The 18,960-nt window shown below is 38.4% G+C and carries 21 protein-coding genes; 19 read left to right on the top strand and 2 right to left on the bottom strand.

The features are described from left to right. Position 1: 1 nt before the first annotated feature. From accB to IGK82_RS11220, 15 genes are all read left to right on the top strand, one after another. Positions 2 to 490: an acetyl-CoA carboxylase biotin carboxyl carrier protein gene (accB, locus tag IGK82_RS11290; protein ID WP_002379800.1), complete on the top strand. Its 489-nt coding sequence runs from the start codon at positions 2 to 4 to the stop codon at positions 488 to 490. 3 nt (positions 491 to 493) lie between these two features. Next, positions 494 to 919 (top strand): 3-hydroxyacyl-ACP dehydratase FabZ, encoded by a 426-nt coding sequence (gene fabZ / locus IGK82_RS11285; protein ID WP_002356286.1) that lies wholly within the window; start codon positions 494 to 496, stop codon positions 917 to 919. A 7-nt stretch (positions 920 to 926) separates the two neighbouring features. Beyond that, complete coding sequence (locus IGK82_RS11280) at positions 927 to 2,297, top strand: acetyl-CoA carboxylase biotin carboxylase subunit (RefSeq protein WP_002367303.1); 1,371 nt, start codon at positions 927 to 929, stop codon at positions 2,295 to 2,297. 55 nt (positions 2,298 to 2,352) lie between these two features. After that, the gene (gene accD / locus IGK82_RS11275; protein WP_010709895.1) at positions 2,353 to 3,219 is read left to right on the top strand and encodes an acetyl-CoA carboxylase, carboxyltransferase subunit beta; all 867 of its coding nucleotides are present in this window, start codon (positions 2,353 to 2,355) and stop codon (positions 3,217 to 3,219) included. Position 3,220: 1 nt separating this feature from the next. Beyond that, entirely contained in the window at positions 3,221 to 4,009 is a 789-nt protein-coding gene (locus tag IGK82_RS11270) for an acetyl-CoA carboxylase carboxyl transferase subunit alpha (protein WP_010709894.1), read from the top strand. A gap of 221 nt (positions 4,010 to 4,230) precedes the next feature. Further along, positions 4,231 to 4,758 (top strand): YqeG family HAD IIIA-type phosphatase, encoded by a 528-nt coding sequence (locus IGK82_RS11265; protein ID WP_002356296.1) that lies wholly within the window; start codon positions 4,231 to 4,233, stop codon positions 4,756 to 4,758. Then, positions 4,755 to 5,864 carry a ribosome biogenesis GTPase YqeH gene (gene yqeH / locus IGK82_RS11260; RefSeq protein WP_010709893.1) on the top strand — a complete coding sequence of 370 codons (1,110 nt, stop codon included), beginning with the start codon at positions 4,755 to 4,757 and terminating at the stop codon, positions 5,862 to 5,864. The genes IGK82_RS11265 and yqeH overlap by 4 nt, the downstream gene beginning before the upstream one ends. A 23-nt stretch (positions 5,865 to 5,887) precedes the next feature. Next, positions 5,888 to 6,199 carry a ribosome assembly RNA-binding protein YhbY gene (yhbY, locus tag IGK82_RS11255; protein WP_002356298.1) on the top strand — a complete coding sequence of 104 codons (312 nt, stop codon included), beginning with the start codon at positions 5,888 to 5,890 and terminating at the stop codon, positions 6,197 to 6,199. Positions 6,200 to 6,216: 17 nt separating this feature from the next. Then, positions 6,217 to 6,876: a nicotinate-nucleotide adenylyltransferase gene (locus IGK82_RS11250; RefSeq protein WP_002365150.1), complete on the top strand. Its 660-nt coding sequence runs from the start codon at positions 6,217 to 6,219 to the stop codon at positions 6,874 to 6,876. Then, positions 6,854 to 7,444, top strand: a complete 591-nt coding sequence (gene yqeK, locus IGK82_RS11245) for a bis(5'-nucleosyl)-tetraphosphatase (symmetrical) YqeK (protein ID WP_002356300.1) — start codon at positions 6,854 to 6,856, stop codon at positions 7,442 to 7,444. Before IGK82_RS11250 ends, yqeK begins: the two co-directional genes overlap by 23 nt. 46 nt (positions 7,445 to 7,490) lie before the next feature. Further along, the gene (gene rsfS, locus IGK82_RS11240; RefSeq protein ID WP_033072556.1) at positions 7,491 to 7,829 is read left to right on the top strand and encodes a ribosome silencing factor; all 339 of its coding nucleotides are present in this window, start codon (positions 7,491 to 7,493) and stop codon (positions 7,827 to 7,829) included. Between the two features lies 1 nt (position 7,830). Continuing rightward, positions 7,831 to 8,571 carry a class I SAM-dependent DNA methyltransferase gene (locus tag IGK82_RS11235; protein WP_010709892.1) on the top strand — a complete coding sequence of 247 codons (741 nt, stop codon included), beginning with the start codon at positions 7,831 to 7,833 and terminating at the stop codon, positions 8,569 to 8,571. Between the two features lie 80 nt (positions 8,572 to 8,651). Further along, the gene (locus IGK82_RS11230; RefSeq protein WP_016622610.1) at positions 8,652 to 9,839 is read left to right on the top strand and encodes a nucleotidyltransferase; all 1,188 of its coding nucleotides are present in this window, start codon (positions 8,652 to 8,654) and stop codon (positions 9,837 to 9,839) included. An 86-nt stretch (positions 9,840 to 9,925) separates the two neighbouring features. Further along, a complete protein-coding gene (locus IGK82_RS11225; RefSeq protein ID WP_002356305.1) occupies positions 9,926 to 10,645 on the top strand; it encodes a YebC/PmpR family DNA-binding transcriptional regulator in 720 nt (239 codons plus the stop codon). 233 nt (positions 10,646 to 10,878) lie between these two features. Further along, entirely contained in the window at positions 10,879 to 11,709 is an 831-nt protein-coding gene (locus tag IGK82_RS11220) for a DUF6287 domain-containing protein (RefSeq protein ID WP_016622608.1), read from the top strand. Between the two features lie 278 nt (positions 11,710 to 11,987). Here the strand turns inward: IGK82_RS11220 and IGK82_RS11215 are convergent, their stop codons facing one another. Both IGK82_RS11215 and IGK82_RS11210 read right to left on the bottom strand, forming a co-directional pair. After that, positions 11,988 to 12,932, bottom strand: coding sequence for an endo-beta-N-acetylglucosaminidase (locus IGK82_RS11215; protein ID WP_002382461.1), 945 nt, complete (start codon positions 12,930 to 12,932; stop codon positions 11,988 to 11,990). A gap of 157 nt (positions 12,933 to 13,089) precedes the next feature. After that, positions 13,090 to 13,671 (bottom strand): YdcF family protein, encoded by a 582-nt coding sequence (locus IGK82_RS11210; RefSeq protein WP_002359392.1) that lies wholly within the window; start codon positions 13,669 to 13,671, stop codon positions 13,090 to 13,092. Positions 13,672 to 13,792: 121 nt separating this feature from the next. On the opposite strand from IGK82_RS11210, the gene IGK82_RS11205 reads away from it, so the two are divergent. The 4 genes from IGK82_RS11205 to thrS all read left to right on the top strand — a co-directional run bounded on the left by IGK82_RS11205 (position 13,793) and on the right by thrS (position 18,927). Continuing rightward, entirely contained in the window at positions 13,793 to 14,656 is an 864-nt protein-coding gene (locus IGK82_RS11205) for an aminoglycoside 6-adenylyltransferase (protein ID WP_016622607.1), read from the top strand. 146 nt (positions 14,657 to 14,802) lie between these two features. Beyond that, positions 14,803 to 16,248: a L,D-transpeptidase family protein gene (locus IGK82_RS11200; protein ID WP_002359395.1), complete on the top strand. Its 1,446-nt coding sequence runs from the start codon at positions 14,803 to 14,805 to the stop codon at positions 16,246 to 16,248. A 165-nt stretch (positions 16,249 to 16,413) separates the two neighbouring features. Beyond that, positions 16,414 to 16,593 (top strand): 2-hydroxymuconate tautomerase, encoded by a 180-nt coding sequence (locus tag IGK82_RS11195; protein ID WP_002356318.1) that lies wholly within the window; start codon positions 16,414 to 16,416, stop codon positions 16,591 to 16,593. A gap of 396 nt (positions 16,594 to 16,989) precedes the next feature. Beyond that, positions 16,990 to 18,927 (top strand): threonine--tRNA ligase, encoded by a 1,938-nt coding sequence (gene thrS, locus IGK82_RS11190; protein WP_002359397.1) that lies wholly within the window; start codon positions 16,990 to 16,992, stop codon positions 18,925 to 18,927. Positions 18,928 to 18,960: the final 33 nt, after the last annotated feature.

The raw sequence follows: 18,960 nt of genomic DNA, 5'->3' as shown, positions 1-18,960 counted from the left end.
CATGCAGTTAGAAGAAGTAAAAGCACTATTAACACAATTTGATCAATCAACTTTAACCGAATTTGATTTACGAGAAGGCTCGTTTGAATTATATATGAATAAAAATACAGTTTCTGGGCGAAGTGCCGTAGAACCAGTGGCGCAACCACAAGAAACACCAGTAGCCGCTAGTGGTGTGTCAGTGCCTGTTGAAACAGTTTCTGTCGTTGAAGAAACGCCAACTAATACACCGACAGCCAATGAAAAGACAGAAGAAATTACGTCACCCATTGTAGGAATCGTTTATTTACAACCAGCACCAGATAAAGAGAACTTTGTCAAAGTAGGAGACACTGTTAAAACGGGTGACGTTGTGTGTATCGTTGAAGCGATGAAATTAATGAATGAAATTACGGCGACAGTTGACGGTGTGATTACTGAAATATTAGTCAACAATGAAGATGTGGTTGAATTTGGTCAGCCGCTATTCCGAGTTGCTAAAGGAGAATAAAACATGAAATTAACAATTACAGAAATTCAAGAAATTTTACCACATCGCTATCCCTTTTTATTATTAGATAGTGTTGAAGAAGTCATTCCCGGGGAACGCGTTGTAGCGAAAAAGAATGTAACGGTTAATGAGCAAGTTTTTCAAGGTCATTTTCCTGGGAATCCTGTTTTGCCAGGAGTTTTAATTATTGAATCGTTGGCTCAAGCAGGCGCCGTGGCATTACTTTCAATGCCTGAATTCAAAGGGAAAACGGCATACTTTGGTGGATTAGATAAAGCAAAATTTAGACAAAAGGTAACACCAGGCGACACATTAATTTTAGAGGTTGAACTTTTAAAAGTCCGCGCTTCTGCTGGAATGGGTAAAGGTGTGGCAAAAGTTAATGGAAAAAAAGTTGCCGAGGCTGAATTAACCTTTATGATTGGATAGGTGAAAAATGTTTTCGAAAGTATTAATCGCAAACCGCGGAGAAATCGCTGTTCGTATTATTCGTGCCTGTCGCGAATTAGGCGTTCAAACAGTTGCTGTTTACTCTGAAGCGGATCAAGAAGCGTTACACACACAGTTAGCAGATGAAGCCATTTGTATTGGACCGGCGAAAGCAACTGATTCTTATTTAAATGTTCAAGCTGTTTTAAGTGCAGCGATTGTTACCAATGCTGAAGCGATTCATCCAGGGTTTGGTTTCTTATCTGAAAATAGTCAATTTGCTTCAATGTGCGAAGAATGCAACATTACTTTTATCGGTCCTAAAGCAGAAACGATTGATGCAATGGGCAATAAAATAAACGCACGTCAACTGATGCAAAAAGCCAAGGTACCTGTTATTCCTGGGAGTGATGGCGTCATTGATTCTGTCGAAGAAGCGTTGACGATTGCTGAAGAAATTGGTTACCCAGTGATGTTAAAGGCAGCTGCTGGTGGTGGCGGAAAAGGAATCCGAAAAGTTCTTTCAAAAGAAGAGTTACCGAAACACTTTACTTCAGCGCAGCAAGAAGCCAAAGCCGCATTTGGTAATGATGATATGTATTTAGAAAAAATTATTTATCCAGCACGTCATATCGAAGTGCAAATTTTAGGTGATCAATATGGGCATGTGATTCACTTAGGAGAACGTGATTGCTCACTACAAAGAAATAATCAAAAAGTGTTAGAAGAATCACCATCGATTGCTATTTCTGAAGAAAAGCGTCAGATGTTAGGCGAAACGGCCGTTCGAGCGGCACAAGCTGTGCATTATGAAAATGCCGGAACCATTGAATTTTTGATGGATCCAGCTGGCGACTTTTATTTCATGGAAATGAATACCCGCATCCAAGTCGAACATCCAGTTACGGAAATGGTAACAGGGATTGATTTAGTCAAAGCACAATTAGAAATTGCTTCAGGTGAACCTTTAGGCTATACCCAAGAGGATGTTACCATGACTGGGCATGCGATTGAGTGCCGAATTAACGCTGAAAATCCTGCCTTTAATTTTGCTCCTTCACCAGGTAAAATTCAAAATCTCTTGTTGCCTAGTGGTGGAATGGGCTTGCGTGTAGACAGCGCTATGTATTCAGGGTATTCAATTCCGCCTTATTATGATTCAATGATTGCAAAAGTCATCGTACATGGTGAAAATCGTTTTGATGCCTTGATGAAAATGCAAAGGGCTTTAAATGAAATTGTAACAGAAGGTATTATTACGAATGCCGAATTCCAATTAGATTTAATTACACATGACAATGTTTTGACAGGTGACTATGACACAAGCTTTTTACAAGAAACATTTCTACCAAATTGGGAGCCAGAAAGCAATCATTAAAGAAAGAACGCCGCAAGAGCTGTGCTCTTGCCGCTAAAATACGAGGAGTAAGCAAATGGCATTATTTAAAAAGAAAAATTACATTCGCATTAATCCAAATCGTGCTGATGCAAATGATGCATCAAAGAAGCCTTCTGTTCCAGATAATATGTGGGCAAAATGCCCTTCTTGTAAGCGAACACTGTATACAAAAGAAATGGGTGCAGAAAAAATCTGTCCGCATTGTGGCTATAGTTTTCGGATTGGTGCATGGGAACGATTAGCGATAACCGTTGATGAAAAAAGTTTCCACAATTGGGACAGTGAATTAGTGACAAAAGATCCACTAAATTTTCCTGGTTATCTTGAAAAAATTGAAAAAATGCAAGAAAAAACTGGGCTAGATGAAGCTGTCTTAACGGGAGAAGCAACAATTGAAGGACAAGCTGTTGCAATTGGAATCATGGACGCTAATTTTATCATGGGCAGTATGGGAACGATTGTTGGTGAAAAAATCACACGCTTGTTTGAGCGGGCGACAGAAAAGCATTTAACAGTAGTGATTTTCACTGCATCTGGTGGTGCCCGTATGCAAGAAGGAATTTTTTCATTGATGCAAATGGCGAAAATTTCGGCCGCTTTGCAACGGCATAACAAAGCAGGGCTGCTGTATCTTACGGTATTGACTGATCCAACGACTGGCGGTGTTACCGCAAGTTTTGCGATGGATGGAGATATTATTTTGGCAGAGCCTCAGAGTTTAATCGGTTTTGCTGGCCGCCGTGTAATTGAACAAACGATTCGTCAAGAGTTGCCAGATGATTTTCAAAAGGCCGAGTTTCTTTTAGAACATGGTTTTGTAGATCAGATTGTGCCAAGAAATCTTTTGCGTCAACGATTGAGCGACTTGTTACGTTTACATTCTTTGGAAGGGTGGCGCTAACATGGAAAAGAAAACAGCCAATGATGTTGTTACCTTGGCAAGAGCCCAAGATCGTTTGACAACTTTAGAATATATAGAAGCCATTTTTGAGGACTTTTTAGAATTTCATGGGGATCGTTACTTTGCCGATGATTTAGCTGTAGTCGGTGGTGTTGCTACTTTGCAAGGGAAACCAGTTACAGTGGTAGGTATCCAAAAGGGTCGAAATCTACCAGAAAATATTGAACGTAATTTTGGTTCACCTAATCCTGAAGGGTATCGCAAAGCGTTACGTTTAATGAAACAAGCGGAAAAATTTAACCGCCCAGTCATTACCTTTGTGAACACTGCTGGTGCCTATTGTGGAATTGGTGCCGAAGAGAGGGGAGAAGGGGAAGCCATTGCGCAAAACCTGTTAGAGATGTCTGATTTGAAAGTGCCAATCATTTCAGTCATCATTGGTGAGGGCGGTAGTGGCGGTGCTTTAGCGTTAGCAGTCGCAGATGAAGTTTGGATGTTGGAACACACGATTTATGCGGTTCTTTCGCCAGAAGGTTTCGCCTCTATTTTGTGGAAAGATGGCAGTCGTGCGAAAGAAGCAGCAGAATTGATGAAAATCACAGCGACAGAGCTGAAGGAATTAGCTATTGTAGATAAAGTAATTCCAGAAGTTATGAACGGTCAGCCTCTGGAACAAGAAAAAATTAATCGCATGTTACAAAAAGCGTTTATTTCAAAATTAACTGAATTAGCTAAATTAGATACGGAAACGTTACTAGAAAAAAGATACCAACGTTTTCGCAAATATTAGAAGTTACTACTCATCAACGAACTTTTCAGGGGTTGATGGGTGGCTTTTTTTATTTTTTCTTTTATTTTACTTGTTCTTTTACAAGGAACGACCGTCCTTTATAGAAATTTTCAGTAAAATGCAGTATAATACAATAGGTAGAGACTGAAGCATAATTGTTTAGTTATGTTTCAGTCTCTTAAAATCGAAGAAACTACATAGTGTCAGTGAGAGGAGTCACGATGTTTTCAAAATATAAACCGACATGGATGATTGATGCGATTTATAAAATTACCCCCGCACAATTAAAAAAACTGGGGATTAAGGCAGTACTAACTGACTTAGATAATACTTTAATTGCTTGGAATAATCCCGATGGAACAGAAGAATTAAAAACTTGGTTATTAGAGATGAAAAATGCAGGAATTACCGTCCTTGTTGTTTCAAACAACAAAGACAGCCGGATTAAACGCGTTGTTGAAAAGTTTGACTTAGATTATGTAGCACGTGCCTTGAAACCAACCGCACGTGGCTTCAAATTAGCAGAAAAAAAATTAGGCTTGAAGCCATCTGAAATGTTAATGGTCGGCGATCAGATTATGACAGATATTCGGGGAGCTAACGCAGCGGGTATACGCAATGTTTTAGTTCAACCGATTGTCGATACAGATGGCTGGAATACTAGAATCAATCGGTTCTTTGAACGGAAAATTATGAAATACTTATCAAAAAAACATCCAGAAATGACATGGAGAGGCGGATTAGAATGACAGAGGCAATTCATTGTATTGGCTGTGGTGCGATTATCCAAACGGAAAATCCTCATGAATTAGGCTATACACCAAAAACAGCTTTCGAAAAAGGAATGGAAACAGGGGAAGTTTATTGCCAACGTTGTTTTCGCTTAAGACATTATAATGACATTCAAGATGTCCAATTAACAGATGATGACTTTTTACGTTTATTGAATGGTTTAGGAACAGAAGATGCACTGATTGTGAACGTAGTGGATATTTTTGACTTTAATGGCTCTCTTATTCCAGGACTACATCGTTTTATCGGAGATAATCCTGTGTTGTTAGTTGGTAATAAAGTGGATATTTTGCCTAAATCATTAAAAAAACCTAAAATGGTTCAATGGATGAGAGAACGGGCCCATGAAGCAGGATTACGCCCTGTTGATGTTTTACTAACAAGTGGCAAGAAACCACAAGAAATGCAAGAGTTATTAGATACAATCGAAAAATATCGTGAAGGCCGAGACGTTTATGTCGTAGGTGTGACCAATGTTGGAAAATCAACATTAATCAATCAAATCATTCAACAAACAGTGGGTGTTCAAGATGTGATTACGACATCACAATTTCCTGGAACAACGCTAGATAAAATTGAAATTCCATTAGACGATGGTCACTTCTTAATCGATACGCCCGGAATTATTCACCGTCATCAAATGGCACATTACCTAGGTAAAAAAGACTTGAAAATTATTGCACCGCAAAAAGAAATCAAACCGAAAGTTTACCAATTAAATGCTGAACAATCCTTGTTTTTAGGTGGCTTGGCTCGCTTTGATTATGTCCAAGGTGCTAAAAGTTCCTTCATTGCCTACGTTTCCAATGACTTAAATTTACACCGAACAAAAACAGCAACCGCCGATGCTTTTTATGAAAAACATGTTGGTGGCTTATTGCAGCCTCCACGTGCCGATGAAGTCGCTGAGTTTCCTGAATTAGTGCGCTTTGAATTTTCCGTGAAAGAAAAAACGGATATTGTGTTTGCTGGTCTAGGTTGGATTACTGTCACAGAACCTGGTGTAGTCGCTGGTTGGGCGCCTAAAGGTGTCGATGTTTTACGTAGAAAAGCATTAATTTAAATTTTAGAGAGAAGGCAAACAATTTGAAACTTAGAGGAAAACAAAAACGTTATTTACGTAGTCAGGCACACCATTTACAACCTATTTTTCAAGTAGGCAAAGGTGGTTTGAATGACGCAATGATTACACAAATTGATGAAGCGTTGGAAAAACGTGAATTGATTAAAATTACGTTATTACAAAATACAGATGAAGTAGCAGAAGAGGTTGCAGAAGAACTAACAGCAGCCATTCATTGCGATGTGGTACAAATTATTGGTCGCGTGTTGGTCTTATTCAAGCCATCAAGTAAAGAAAAATATCAAAAAATTTCAGCAGCAGTCAAAGAGATTTAATATTGGAGGGATGAACAATGGGAGAAAAAAGACAAGCGCGTCAAGGAGCGGACGTTCTCTTGCAAGAGGAACCGTTACGTTTTCAAACAAGAAAGCAAGTCGGCTTGTTAGGTGGTAATTTTAATCCCGTTCATTTAGCACATCTTGTCATGGCCGATCAAGTTCAAAATCAACTAGGTTTGGACAAAGTTTACTTAATGCCTACGTACTTACCACCACATGTAGACGAAAAGAAAACAATTAGCAGTGAACATCGGTTAGCGATGTTAGAACTAGCAGTGGCTGATAATCCCTGCTTAGATATTGAGCCAATTGAGTTAATTCGCAAAGGCAAAAGTTACACGTATGATACGATGAAAGCTTTAAAAGAAGCCAATCCAGATACTGATTATTATTTTATAATTGGTGGAGATATGGTGGAATACTTGCCCAAATGGCATCGGATTGATGACTTACTCCATTTAGTTCAATTTGTCGGCATTCGGCGTCCTAATTATCCAACGGAATCTACCTATCCAATTATTTGGGTCGATGTTCCGCAGATGGCGATTAGTTCCACTTTGATTAGACAAAAAGTCAAAAGTGGTTGCTCAACACGCTATCTTCTTCCAGAGAATGTGATAAACTATATTCAAGAGAAGGGACTGTATCAAGATGAGCTGGATAACAAATTATGATGCTGCACAACGTGAATTATTAATGCAAAAAGTTCAAATGCAAATGAGTGAACGTCGCTTTCGCCATGTGTTAGGAGTCGAGGAAACAGCTGTGGCCTTGGCAGCGAAATATGGTGCCGATGAAGCGAAAGCCAGTATTGCTGCTTTGACGCATGATTACGCCAAAGAACGTCCAAACGATGAATTCGAGTTGATTATTCGCCGAGATGGTTTTGATTTGGCTTTATTAAACTATGGCAATGAAATTTGGCATGGCTTAGTTGGGGCGGATATTGTTCAACGGGAATTAGCCATTGATGACGAAGAAATCTTGCAGGCAATTCGTGTGCATACAACTGGGGCTGCTAAGATGAGCTTGCTAGATAAAATTATTTATGTCGCAGATTACATTGAACCAGGACGTGATTTTCCAGGTGTGAAAGAAGCCCGTGAAATTGCCCTTGTTGACTTAGATGCAGCGGTTGCTTATGAAACGAAACATACCTTGTTACATTTGATTGAACAAGAACATAAAATTTATCCAAAAACGTTAGAGACCTACAATCAATGGGTCGTTAATCAAAAATAAAAGAAGAAAGAATTACTAGGAGGGAACTATCATAGATAGCCAGAAAATTTTAGAAATTGCTGTCAAAGCAGCAGATTCAAAACGAGCAGAAGAAATTGTCGCATTAGACGTAAGAGAGATTTCATTATTAGCAGATTATTTTTTAATTTGCCAAGCCAATAGTGAACGTCAAATCAATGCGATTGTTGATGAAATTAACGAACAAGAAGCCAAAAATCAAGTAGAAGTCAAGCGTGTGGAAGGTAAAGAAGGCGGAAAATGGATTTTAATCGATTTAGGCGATGTTATTGTCCATGTATTCCAATCTTCAGAACGTGCCTTTTACAACTTAGAAAAATTATGGTCAGATGCCCCAATGGTTGATCTAAGCGCTTGGGTCGACTAAAATGGCCTATGAAACGTTTGCTTTCGTCTATGACGAAGTGATGGACGAAAGCCTATACCAAAAATGGTTGGATTTTTCCAATCGTCATCTCCCACAAGGAACCCAACAAATTCTTGAAATGGCTTGTGGTACAGGCGCTTTAGCAGTTGATTTCGCGAAAAGTGGTTACGATGTGACGGCCTTAGACTTATCAGAAGAAATGTTGATGATTGCTAGTGAACGGGCCTTTGAAGAAGAAGTGCCAGTTCAATTTGTTCAGGGAAATATGCTAGATTTATCTGAAGTGGGACAATACCAAGCCATCACTTGTTTTTCTGATTCACTGTGCTATATGGCTAATCGCCAAGAAGTACAACAAGTGTTCGATGAAGTTTATCAAGCGTTAGAAGAGGAAGGAACGTTCATTTTTGATGTTCATTCTACTTACAAAATTGATTCAGTTTTTCCAGAATATAGCTATCATTATCAAACAGAAGAATTTGCTTTTCTATGGGATAGTTACGCTGGTGAAAAAGAACACAGCATCGAACATTTCTTAACATTTTTTGTGAAAGAACAGGAAACAGATGAGCACTTTGTTCGGTATGATGAATTGCATCAAGAACGAACCTATTCGTTAGATAACTATTTACGAATGTTAGAAAGTGCTGGTTTCATGAACGTCAAAGTTTATGCAGACTTTACAGATGAAGCACCAACTGAATCAAGTGAACGCTGGTTCTTTGTTTGTCAAAGAGATTAATAAGATTTGGCTTATGAGCTTGGGACAGCGCTTAAAAACGTTTGTCTCTTTGCTGATAAGTCCATTTTTTTATAACGGAGGTGGCTAGAGTGAAAGCCTGTGGCATTATCGTGGAATATAATCCCTTTCATAATGGACATCGCTATCATGCCCAACAAGCTCGCCAACAAAGCGGAGCTGAAGTAGTGATTGCTATAATGAGTGGAAATTTTTTACAAAGAGGAGAACCAGCCTTACTAGATAAGTGGGCCAGAACAGAAGAAGCTTTGCAAAATGGTGTGGATTTAGTCATTGAATTGCCGACAGCTTGGTCGGTACAGTCTGCGGATTACTTTGCCAAAGGCGGTATAAAGTTATTGCAGGCGTTGCAATGTGAGAGCTTATGTTTTGGAACAGATAGTACAAGCGCAATTGATTATGCGTCTTTCGGCCAGTTTGTCCAAGAAAATCAATCCTTAATTGATCAAACGTTCCACGCATTGACAGACAAACAATTGAGTTATCCACAAAAAATGACTGCTGTTTTTCGTCAAGTATATCCTGAAAGCAGGTTCGATTTTTCTTCGCCTAATCATATTTTGGGGATGAGTTATGCAAAAGAGAATGCCACGTATCCAACTCCGATGACGCTCTACCCAATTGCTAGAAAACAAGCGGGCTTTCATGATGCAACGATTTCTGGGAAAGTTGCTAGCGCCACGGCGATTAGGCAAAGTGTTTTTCAACAAGAAATAACGCAAGTGTTGCCAACGGTGCCTTCTATAACCGCACAACATTTACAAACACAGACAATGATTTCATGGGAAAACTACTGGCCCTTCCTAAAGTATAAAATTGTTCAATCCTCGTTAGAAGAATTACAAGCCATTTACCAAATGACGGAAGGACTTGAATATCGACTAAAAGATCAAATCCAAGCAGCAGGTTCTTTTCACGAATTAATGGAACGTATGAAAACGAAGCGTTATACTTGGACAAGATTGCAACGATTAGCAACATATATATTGTTAAATATGACCAAAGAAGAAGTTGAAACTGTTTGGCAAAACAGTTATCTCCATGTGCTAGGATTTACGCCAAAGGGACAAGCTTATCTAAAAGAAACCAAAGCACAGATTCAATTGCCGGTAATTTCCAAAGTATCTAAAGAAAACCGCGCAATGCTTTCGTTAGATATTCGCGCCAATCAACTATACCAAATGGGAGATTCTTCTTTAAAAGAACAAAATTTTGGTCGGTTTCCCTTACGATTTTCGCCAGATACCTAAAAAATACTTAACAAAAATCAGTTTCCCCAGTATAATAAACAAGGGATAAGATACTAACAACAAATCAGAGAAAGCGAAGTGAGAATATGGGCCGTAAATGGGCAAATATTAAAGAGAAAAAAGCTGCCAAAGACGCAAACAATAGCCGTGTTTATGCAAAATTCGGGATTGAAATTTACGTAGCAGCGAAGTCAGGAGACCCTGATCCTCATGCAAACCAAAAATTACGGTTTGTAATCGAACGCGCCAAAACATACAATGTACCAAAACATATTATTGATCGCGCTATTGAAAAAGCAAAAGGTTCAGCAGATGAACAATATTCTGAATTACGCTATGAAGGATTTGGGCCAAATGGTTCAATGGTCATTGTTGATGCTTTAACAAACAACGTGAACCGAACAGCAGCAGATGTGCGGGCCGCATTTGGTAAAAACGGCGGAAACATGGGTGTCAGCGGTGCTGTTTCCTACATGTTTGATAATACAGGTATCATTGGCTTTGCTGGTGACGATGCGGATGAAATTTTAGAATACTTAATGGAAAAAGACATTGATGTTCGCGATGTTGTTGAAGAAGACGGTCAAATTATCGTTTACACAGAACCAGAAGATTTCCACCATGCACAAGAAGCGTTAAAAGAAAAAGGCATTGAAGAATTCACGGTTACTGAGTTAGAAATGGTTCCACAAAACGAAGTAACATTAGAAGGCGACGATTTAGCGAACTTTGAAAAAATGTTAGACGTTTTAGAAGATTTAGAAGATGTTCAAAAAGTTCATCATAATGTAGATTTACCTGAATAATCCATTTGTTCGTTTGTTTTAAGATTTAGAAATGAGCCATCGGTCATTTTGACTGATGGCTCACTTTTTTTCATATAATACATAGAAAAAAGAAAGTTGATTGATAGGTCCATGTGACACAAAGCATTCAATGACAGGTTCAACTTTTGTCTGTTCCATAAATATTTGTCTAAACAGTTGAATTAATAGTACAATAGTCTAATAAGATAGATCATTGAACGGGGTGAATAGGCGTGAAAAAGGGAATGTTAGCGTTTTTTGTCGTGCTAGCGGTTTTATCATTAACTGCTTGTCGGGAACCAAAAGAAAAGAAAGTAACCGCTTCAACGGAGGCATCCTCTAAAGTTGAAGAGACGAATGAAAAAACCAGTGAAACAATTGATAAGACAAACGAACAAGCGAGCAGCAGTGTCGAGTCTAACGAATCAGTGAAAAATGAAGAGTCCACAGCTGATGAAGACAACAGTCAGCTAACTGTAGCTGATTTAGATACTACAGCGATTAATGCTGGCGATTTTACTACTTTAGTTGGAACATGGAAAAATGGTAAAGGAGAGAGTTTGATCATTCATCCTGATGGTAGTACAAATACCGGAGGAATGATTACGAAGGATTCACCTACTGATGAGTCGCGACCAATTACAAGCTTAAGTATTAGGTGGGGGCCTACTGGTGCTGCGCTATTATTATATAAAATTGGTGTTGAAAATCCTAACGGCGACCAATCGGATAAGACGAAACCGCGATTGTTAATTACTCAAGATAGTGGAAATTATCCTGCGGAAGAGTATTACTATCGTTCTTCTGAAGAGGAAAATCAAGACCAAAATGAAGAGGCAAAAATCATCGATACACAAGAAAAAGCAGAGACATATATTAGAAAGACACTGACTGATGCAGAAAATAATGATACGAACCTTGGATTTTTGGGTATGAATGGAAATGACTTCTTTTTTAGAGCCCAATCGAAACAGATGGCTGCAAATGGAGGGACTGGGACTGTTGGTTTTTTCAGAGTATCACCACAAGGAGCAGTCAGAATAACGGATGCACGAGGCAACTAAAGATAGTCTCGTGGCAATCTATTTAATTCCTATAAAAGTAGCAAAATAAGAATGAAATGATCACAAAATCTTCACATTTAGTTTGTAAGATATAAGCATATCAACAAACAACCTTAACAACACAAAACACTTTTTCATTTTTAACTCCTTTCCCGTCCTTACCCAAAGGGCGGGTCTTTTTTTGTGTAAAACTATTCGCTCAAGATACCAAAAAGCCAGCTTGTAGTAAGCTGGCTTTTAACTCTTTACATGTTGGCGCTTGTAGACACGAGATAATATTAAGGTGTTGGAACAGTTGGTGAATAGTTCGTTTTTCGACCATAAAGTTCTTGTGTCGCCGCCGAGATATACGCAGATGAATCTTTTCCTGGGAGGTTATACATTAGATAAATACCATATTGCTCCGCTTTTGTACGTTTAGCATATTGCGCAGCTAGATTTTGATTGACACCAACTTCAACGGCAGAAGCACCTAAACGAGAAGCAGGCATCCCCGCAATTTGTGGCGGATTCCAGGTACTATAATAAGGGTTCCAAGCATAATCAATTAAAGAACTCATTTGAGGATTAGCTGAAGAGTTCGCAGCCGCTGGTCCAATATTATAAAAAGTAATTAATTTATCATTACCTAAGCGATTTCTTAAGGCTTGAAGTAACCAAATGAACGAAGAATTATTTGGTTGAGGCGTCCCATTTTTTCCGTATTCAGCATACTCATCATCAAAATCAATACCATCTAAATGATACGTATTAACGACTTGTTCTAATTGAGCTGCAAAGGCATCCGCACTTTCGTAAGTTGGGAAGTTAGCAAAGCCAGCGCCTTCATGGTTGCCTAAAATAGACAATAGGACTTTAGTGCCGCGTGCTTGAACTGGACGAATTTGTGTTTCAGCTTCGTTTAAAGTTTGTTGGACCCGTTCATTTAGATATAAGTAAGGTTTTTTATTGACCGTATCATAATTAATATTGGCTGCAAAAATAATCCCCATATCAAAAGCAGGTTGATTGGTTCCAGCTAAAGTATATTTTCCCACATTGTTAAAATCGTGGTTATTTACTTCTACATACATGACTGTTTTAGGTGTAACAGTTGATGCTGCTTGTACTTCAAATGCAGGTAGTGCAAACAGTAACCCACCGACTAAAAGTATCAAACTTAAAAAAGTTGAAATAATCCCTGTTTTCTTGTTAAAAAAATGAGTGCTCAATTGATGCCCCATAACTTTCTCCTCCTATAAAATAAATATTATTTGTAAGCGCTAACAAAGATATGTTATCATTTTTATAATTTAAACACAAGAAGAAGAGAACAAAAGTGAGCAAATCCACAGAATATAAAAGCGTCCTTCGCAAAATGGTCTTGCGAAGGACGCTCTTTTACCAATCAAAGAGTAAGGCATAGCCTAAAGAAAGCAGCTCTCGACCAAAATTTTTGATATCTTTTGGAAAAGAAGAAGCCGCAGTGATGCCTGAAACATTTGAGATGCCTGCTCGCTTGGCTAAAAGTTGCGAGCGGTACATGTGAAAGTCACTAGTAACAATCACTAGCCGTTTAAAAGAAAGGAGTTTTTGTGAATTGACAATATTTTCTTTGGTGCGTGTGGCACGATTTTCTAAGAGAATCTGTTTTTCTGGAACACCTTTATTTAGCAAGTATTGTTTCATAACCGCGGCTTCCGTAGCCGGCTCATCTGCTCCTTGCCCTCCGCTAACAATAACGGGTGTCTCGGGGTGTTGTTTAATATAGGGGATAGCCACATCTAACCGAGCTTGCAAAACACGGCTGGGCAGTGCGGTTTCTTTAGACGTCCCTAAAACACGGGCCCCTAAAATTAAAATAGCATCTGGTTTATCGGTGGGTTGCGTATTTTTGCCAGTAAAAATAAGTAGACCTAAAATCAAAAGAATACAAAAGCCAAAACTGACAATGGATAAACTTGTTATTTTTAACCAATGCATGAAACATCCCTCCTTGTAATGTTAGTGTATACGAAGTACCATAGAAAAAGCGATAGAAAACAAAAGACTTATAAAAAAATCTATGTTTTAATAGAAACTTTTGAAGAGAGGGAGCGAATGCATGCGTACAGAAGAAGAAATGTTTCAACTTATTATGGATGTAGCAAAACAAGAAGAACACATTCGAGCTGTGGGAATGGTGGGTTCTCGCACGAATGTGAAAGCGCCAAAAGATAGTTTTCAAGATTTCGACATTGTTTATATTGTAGAACCATGTGCTGAGTTTTTTGAAACAGCAACGTGGATAGCAAAATTTGGACAACCATTAATTATGCAACGTCCCAAGGAAATGACCTTATTTCCCACAGAACCGAAGACGCGGGAAACATTTTTAATGTTATTTGAAGATGGCCAACGTATCGATTTAACATTGTGTCCTCTCGCAGAAAAAGACAATTGGCATGAAGGCGATTCTTTAGCAATTATCTTGTTAGACAAAGATGAAAATTTGCCATCTTTACCTGTAGCATCTGATAAAAATTATACAGTAACAGTTCCGAATCAGCAGCAGTTTAACGATTGTTGCAATGAATTTTGGTGGGTTAGTACGTATGTAGTTAAGGGGCTTTGTCGGAATGAACTATTTTACGCTGTCACACATCTCTATGAATATTGTCAGCAGGAACTGTTGCGCTTGCTTTCTTGGCAAGCGGCTTGGCAGGAACCGGAGCCAATTTCTGTTGGGAAACAATTTAAGTATCTGAAAAATTATGTCACTCCTGACACGATGGATCAATTAGCATCATTGCTGGATTTTTCTAGTAAAGAAGCTTGTTGGAACAGCTTAATAAAGACACAAGCCTTTTTTGACGTCGTCGCTCAGGATTTTGCTAAAATGGCCCAGTTTACGTATCATTTACAAGAAGCAAAAAAAGTCACAGAGTATACAAATTCTTTAAGATTAAAGGATTTACAAGGAAAATAAGCTGAAAACAACGTAAAAATAGTGTATAATTGAAAAAATTAATCTGCGAGAGAAAGGGAACCTTTTTTGATTGTAGATCACCGCAGTTGTTTGTTGCCTAGTCTCTAAGAAATAAACCTAAAATTATTGATATAAAGGATGAACAAATGAAAAAAGAAGAAGTGCAAATGCGTAATACACGTCGTCAAAAATCAGGAAAAAATAATAAAAAGAAAGTAATTATTACTTCTTTGGTTGGACTAGCTCTAGTTGCTGGGGGCAGCTATGTTTATTTTCAAAGTCACTTTTTACCAACCACAAAAGTAAATGGAGTTTCTGTAGGCTGGTTAAATGTAAATGCTGCAGAAGAAAAATTAGCGCAAGTTAATCAAACCGAAGAAGTTGTGGTTCAAACTGGGACAAAAGAAGAAAAAATTCAACTTCCTAAAAAATACCAATTGGATCAAAAATTTTTAAAAGACCATTTACACAGTAGCAAGGTGAAGCTACCGTTAAACGAGGCATTCAAAAAAGAACTAGAAGCCAAATTAGCGACTTTAAGTTTTCCAGAGGGGAAACCAAGCAAAAATGCGAGTATCCGTCGAGGCATTGGCACTTTTGAAATTGTTCCCGAAGAACAAGGCACAGTAGTGGACACACAGCGCTTAAACCAGCAAATTATTGCGGATGTTGAAGCGGGAAAAGGCAACTATCAATACAATGCCAAAGATTTTTATAAAGCCCCTGAAATTACAAAAGAGGATCAAACGTTAAAGGCAACATTGACAACGCTCAATAACAAGTTAAATAAAACAATTACAGTTGATATTAATGGTGAAAAAGTAGCCTTTGATAAAACACAAATTCAAAACGTGCTGAATGATGATGGCACAATCAACAAAGAAAAACTAACTACTTGGGTGACACAATTAGAAACAACATATGGTTCTGCTAATCAACCAGTTTTATTTACAGATGTTCACGGTACGACACGTCGTTTTAAAAACAATGGAAGTTATGGCTGGTCGATTGATGGGGCCAAAACGCAAGAACTACTAGTAAACGCGCTGAATAGCCAAGAACAAACGAATGCAATCACTGCTCCGTTGGTTGGCGATACCAAAGAAAATAGTAAAATTGCCAATAATTACATTGAAATTGATTTAAAAGATCAAAAAATGTATTGTTTCATTGATGGCAAAAAAATAGTCACCACAGATGTCATTACTGGCAGATATAACAAAGGAACCGCAACAGTACCAGGATTCCATACAATTTTATATCGGACAACCGATGTGAATTTAGAAGGTCAAATGCTTGATGGTTCTCGATACAGTGTGCCAGTAAAATATTGGATGCCGTTATTAAGTCAAGGGGGCGTTGTCACACAAATCGGGATTCATGACTCCGACCATAAATTGGATAAGTATGGCGATAAAGAAGCCTTTAAAACCGATGCTGGTAGTAATGGCTGTATCAATACGCCCGGAACAGAAGTTTCAAAAATCTTTGATGTATCCTATGACGGAATGCCGGTAATTATCTACGGACATATCTATGATGATGCACCAGGTGAATTTGATAAACCTGTAGATTACGGCGAAGAAGTATAAAAAGAGATATTAGGCAAGACCGCACTTTGGTCCAGCTGTGTATCTGAAAAGTAAAAATTGGAGACGTCAACCGTAACGACTGACGTCTCCAATTTTTTATTGACAAGCGTCATATCCCGCTCTATGATACAAACAGAACAAGCAATTTAAATTGGGGGAACGAAGATGCCATTTGTACATGTAGAATTAATTGAAGGCCGCACAGAAGAACAGTTAACTAATATGGTCAAAGATATTACAGAAGCTGTGTCAAAAAACGCTGGTGCACCAAAAGAGAATATCCATGTGATTGTCAATGAATTGAAAAAAGACCGCTATGCACAAGGCGGCGAATGGAAAAAATAAGTTTTCAGAGAATTTCTGTTGAATCACTTGCTTTTTCTGAAAATAAGTGGTTAAATAAGTGCATAAATGATTGATGAGAAAGACAACTGAACTTGCCCGCGATCTATTAGAGAGGAAAATCTTGGCTGAAAATTTTCCAGATTGGCACAAGGGATGACCACTTTCGAAACCTTTGTTGAAACAAAGGCGGTCGCACCGTTAACACGCTAGAGGAACACAGATTATTTGTGTTCAAAATTAGGTGGAACCACGATATTTTCGTCCTAGTATTCGTTAGAATACTAGGACTTTTTGTTTTTTAACAAGGGGAACAGGTGGCTGTTTCGTTTCATTGTGAAAAACAGGAACACAATGAAACGCTTCAAATCAAAAAAATTAAAAGGAGAGAATTTTATTATGTCTATTCACATTACTTTTCCAGATGGCGCTGTTAAACCGTTTGATTCTGGGGTTACAACATTTGATGTTGCTAAAAGTATTAGCAACAGTTTAGCCAAAAAAGCTTTAGCTGGTAAATTCAATGGTGTTTTAATCGATTTAGATCGTCCTATCGTAGAAGATGGTTCGCTTGAAATCGTGACACCTGATCATGAAGATGCTTTAGGAATTTTACGTCATTCATCAGCTCATTTAATGGCTAATGCCTTACGCCGTCTTTTCCCTAACATTAAATTTGGCGTAGGTCCTGCGATTGATTCTGGGTTCTATTATGATACAGATAATGGAGAATCCCCTGTGACAGCGGAAGATTTACCTGCAATTGAAGCCGAAATGATGAAAATTGTGAAGGAAAATAACCCAATCGTTCGTAAAGAAATCTCACGTGCAGAAGCGTTAGAATTATTTGCTGATGATCCTTACAAAGTTGAATTAATTACAGATTTGCCAGAAGATGAAATCATCACTGTCTATGATCAAGGCGATTTTGTTGATTTATGTCGTGGTGTTCACGTTCCTTCAACAGGACGGATTCAAGTCTTTAAATTACTTTCAGTAGCTGGTGCTTATTGGCGCGGAAACTCTGACAATCACATGATGCAACGGATTTATGGCACTGCCTTTTTCGATAAAAAAGATTTAAAAGAATTTATCAAAATGCGCGAGGAAGCCAAAGAACGTGACCACCGTAAATTAGGAAAAGAATTAGATTTATTTATGGTTTCACAAGAAGTTGGTTCAGGGTTACCTTTCTGGTTACCAAAAGGCGCAACCATTCGTCGTACAATTGAACGTTATATTGTGGACAAAGAAATTAGCTTAGGTTATCAACATGTGTATACACCAATTATGGCAGATGTGGAATTATACAAAACATCTGGTCACTGGGATCATTACCATGAAGATATGTTCCCACCAATGGATATGGGTGATGGCGAAATGCTGGTATTACGTCCAATGAACTGTCCACACCATATGATGGTTTATAAAAATGACATTCATAGTTACCGCGAATTGCCAATTCGAATCGCTGAATTAGGGATGATGCACCGCTATGAAAAATCTGGCGCATTATCAGGGTTACAACGTGTTCGTGAAATGACTTTAAACGATGGCCATACTTTTGTTCGTCCTGACCAAATTAAAGACGAATTTAAACGTACTTTGGAGTTAATGGTGGCAGTCTATGCTGACTTTAACATTACGGATTATCGTTTCCGCTTAAGCTATCGTGATCCAAATAATACAGACAAATATTTTGATGATGATGCGATGTGGGAAAAAGCGCAAGCGATGTTAAAAGCTGCCATGGATGAATTAGAATTAGATTACTTTGAAGCAGAAGGCGAAGCTGCCTTTTACGGTCCGAAGTTAGATGTTCAAGTAAAAACAGCTTTAGGAATGGAAGAAACATTATCAACCATCCAATTAGACTTCTTATTACCAGAACGTTTTGACTTAACTTATGTTGGCGAAGATGGTGAAAATACACATCGCCCAGTTGTTATCCACCGTGGTATTGTCTCAACAATGGAACGATTTGTGGCTTACTTAACAGAAGTTTACAAAGGCGCTTTCCCTACTTGGTTAGCACCAATTCAAGCAACTATTATCCCAGTTTCTGTAGAAGCGCATTCTGAGTATGCTTATGAAATCAAAGAACGTTTACAAGCACAAGGCTTACGTGTCGAAGTCGATGATCGTAACGAAAAAATGGGCTACAAAATTCGGGCCTCTCAAACACAAAAAGTACCTTATCAATTAGTGGTCGGGGACAAAGAAATGGAAGACGCAACGGTGAACGTCCGTCGTTATGGAAGCAAAGAAACGTCTGTCGAAGATTTATCAATTTTCATTGACAGCATGGCTGCTGAAGTTCACAATTACAGCCGTTAAAAAAAGAGAAAAAGTCAAAAGGACTTCTGAATT

The organism is Enterococcus sp. AZ197 (assembly GCF_050556405.1).
GTDB classification, from domain to species: Bacteria; Bacillota; Bacilli; order Lactobacillales; family Enterococcaceae; genus Enterococcus; species Enterococcus faecalis.
Note: the sequence above shows the minus strand (reverse complement) of the source record. Positions and strands in the feature narration are given on the sequence as shown.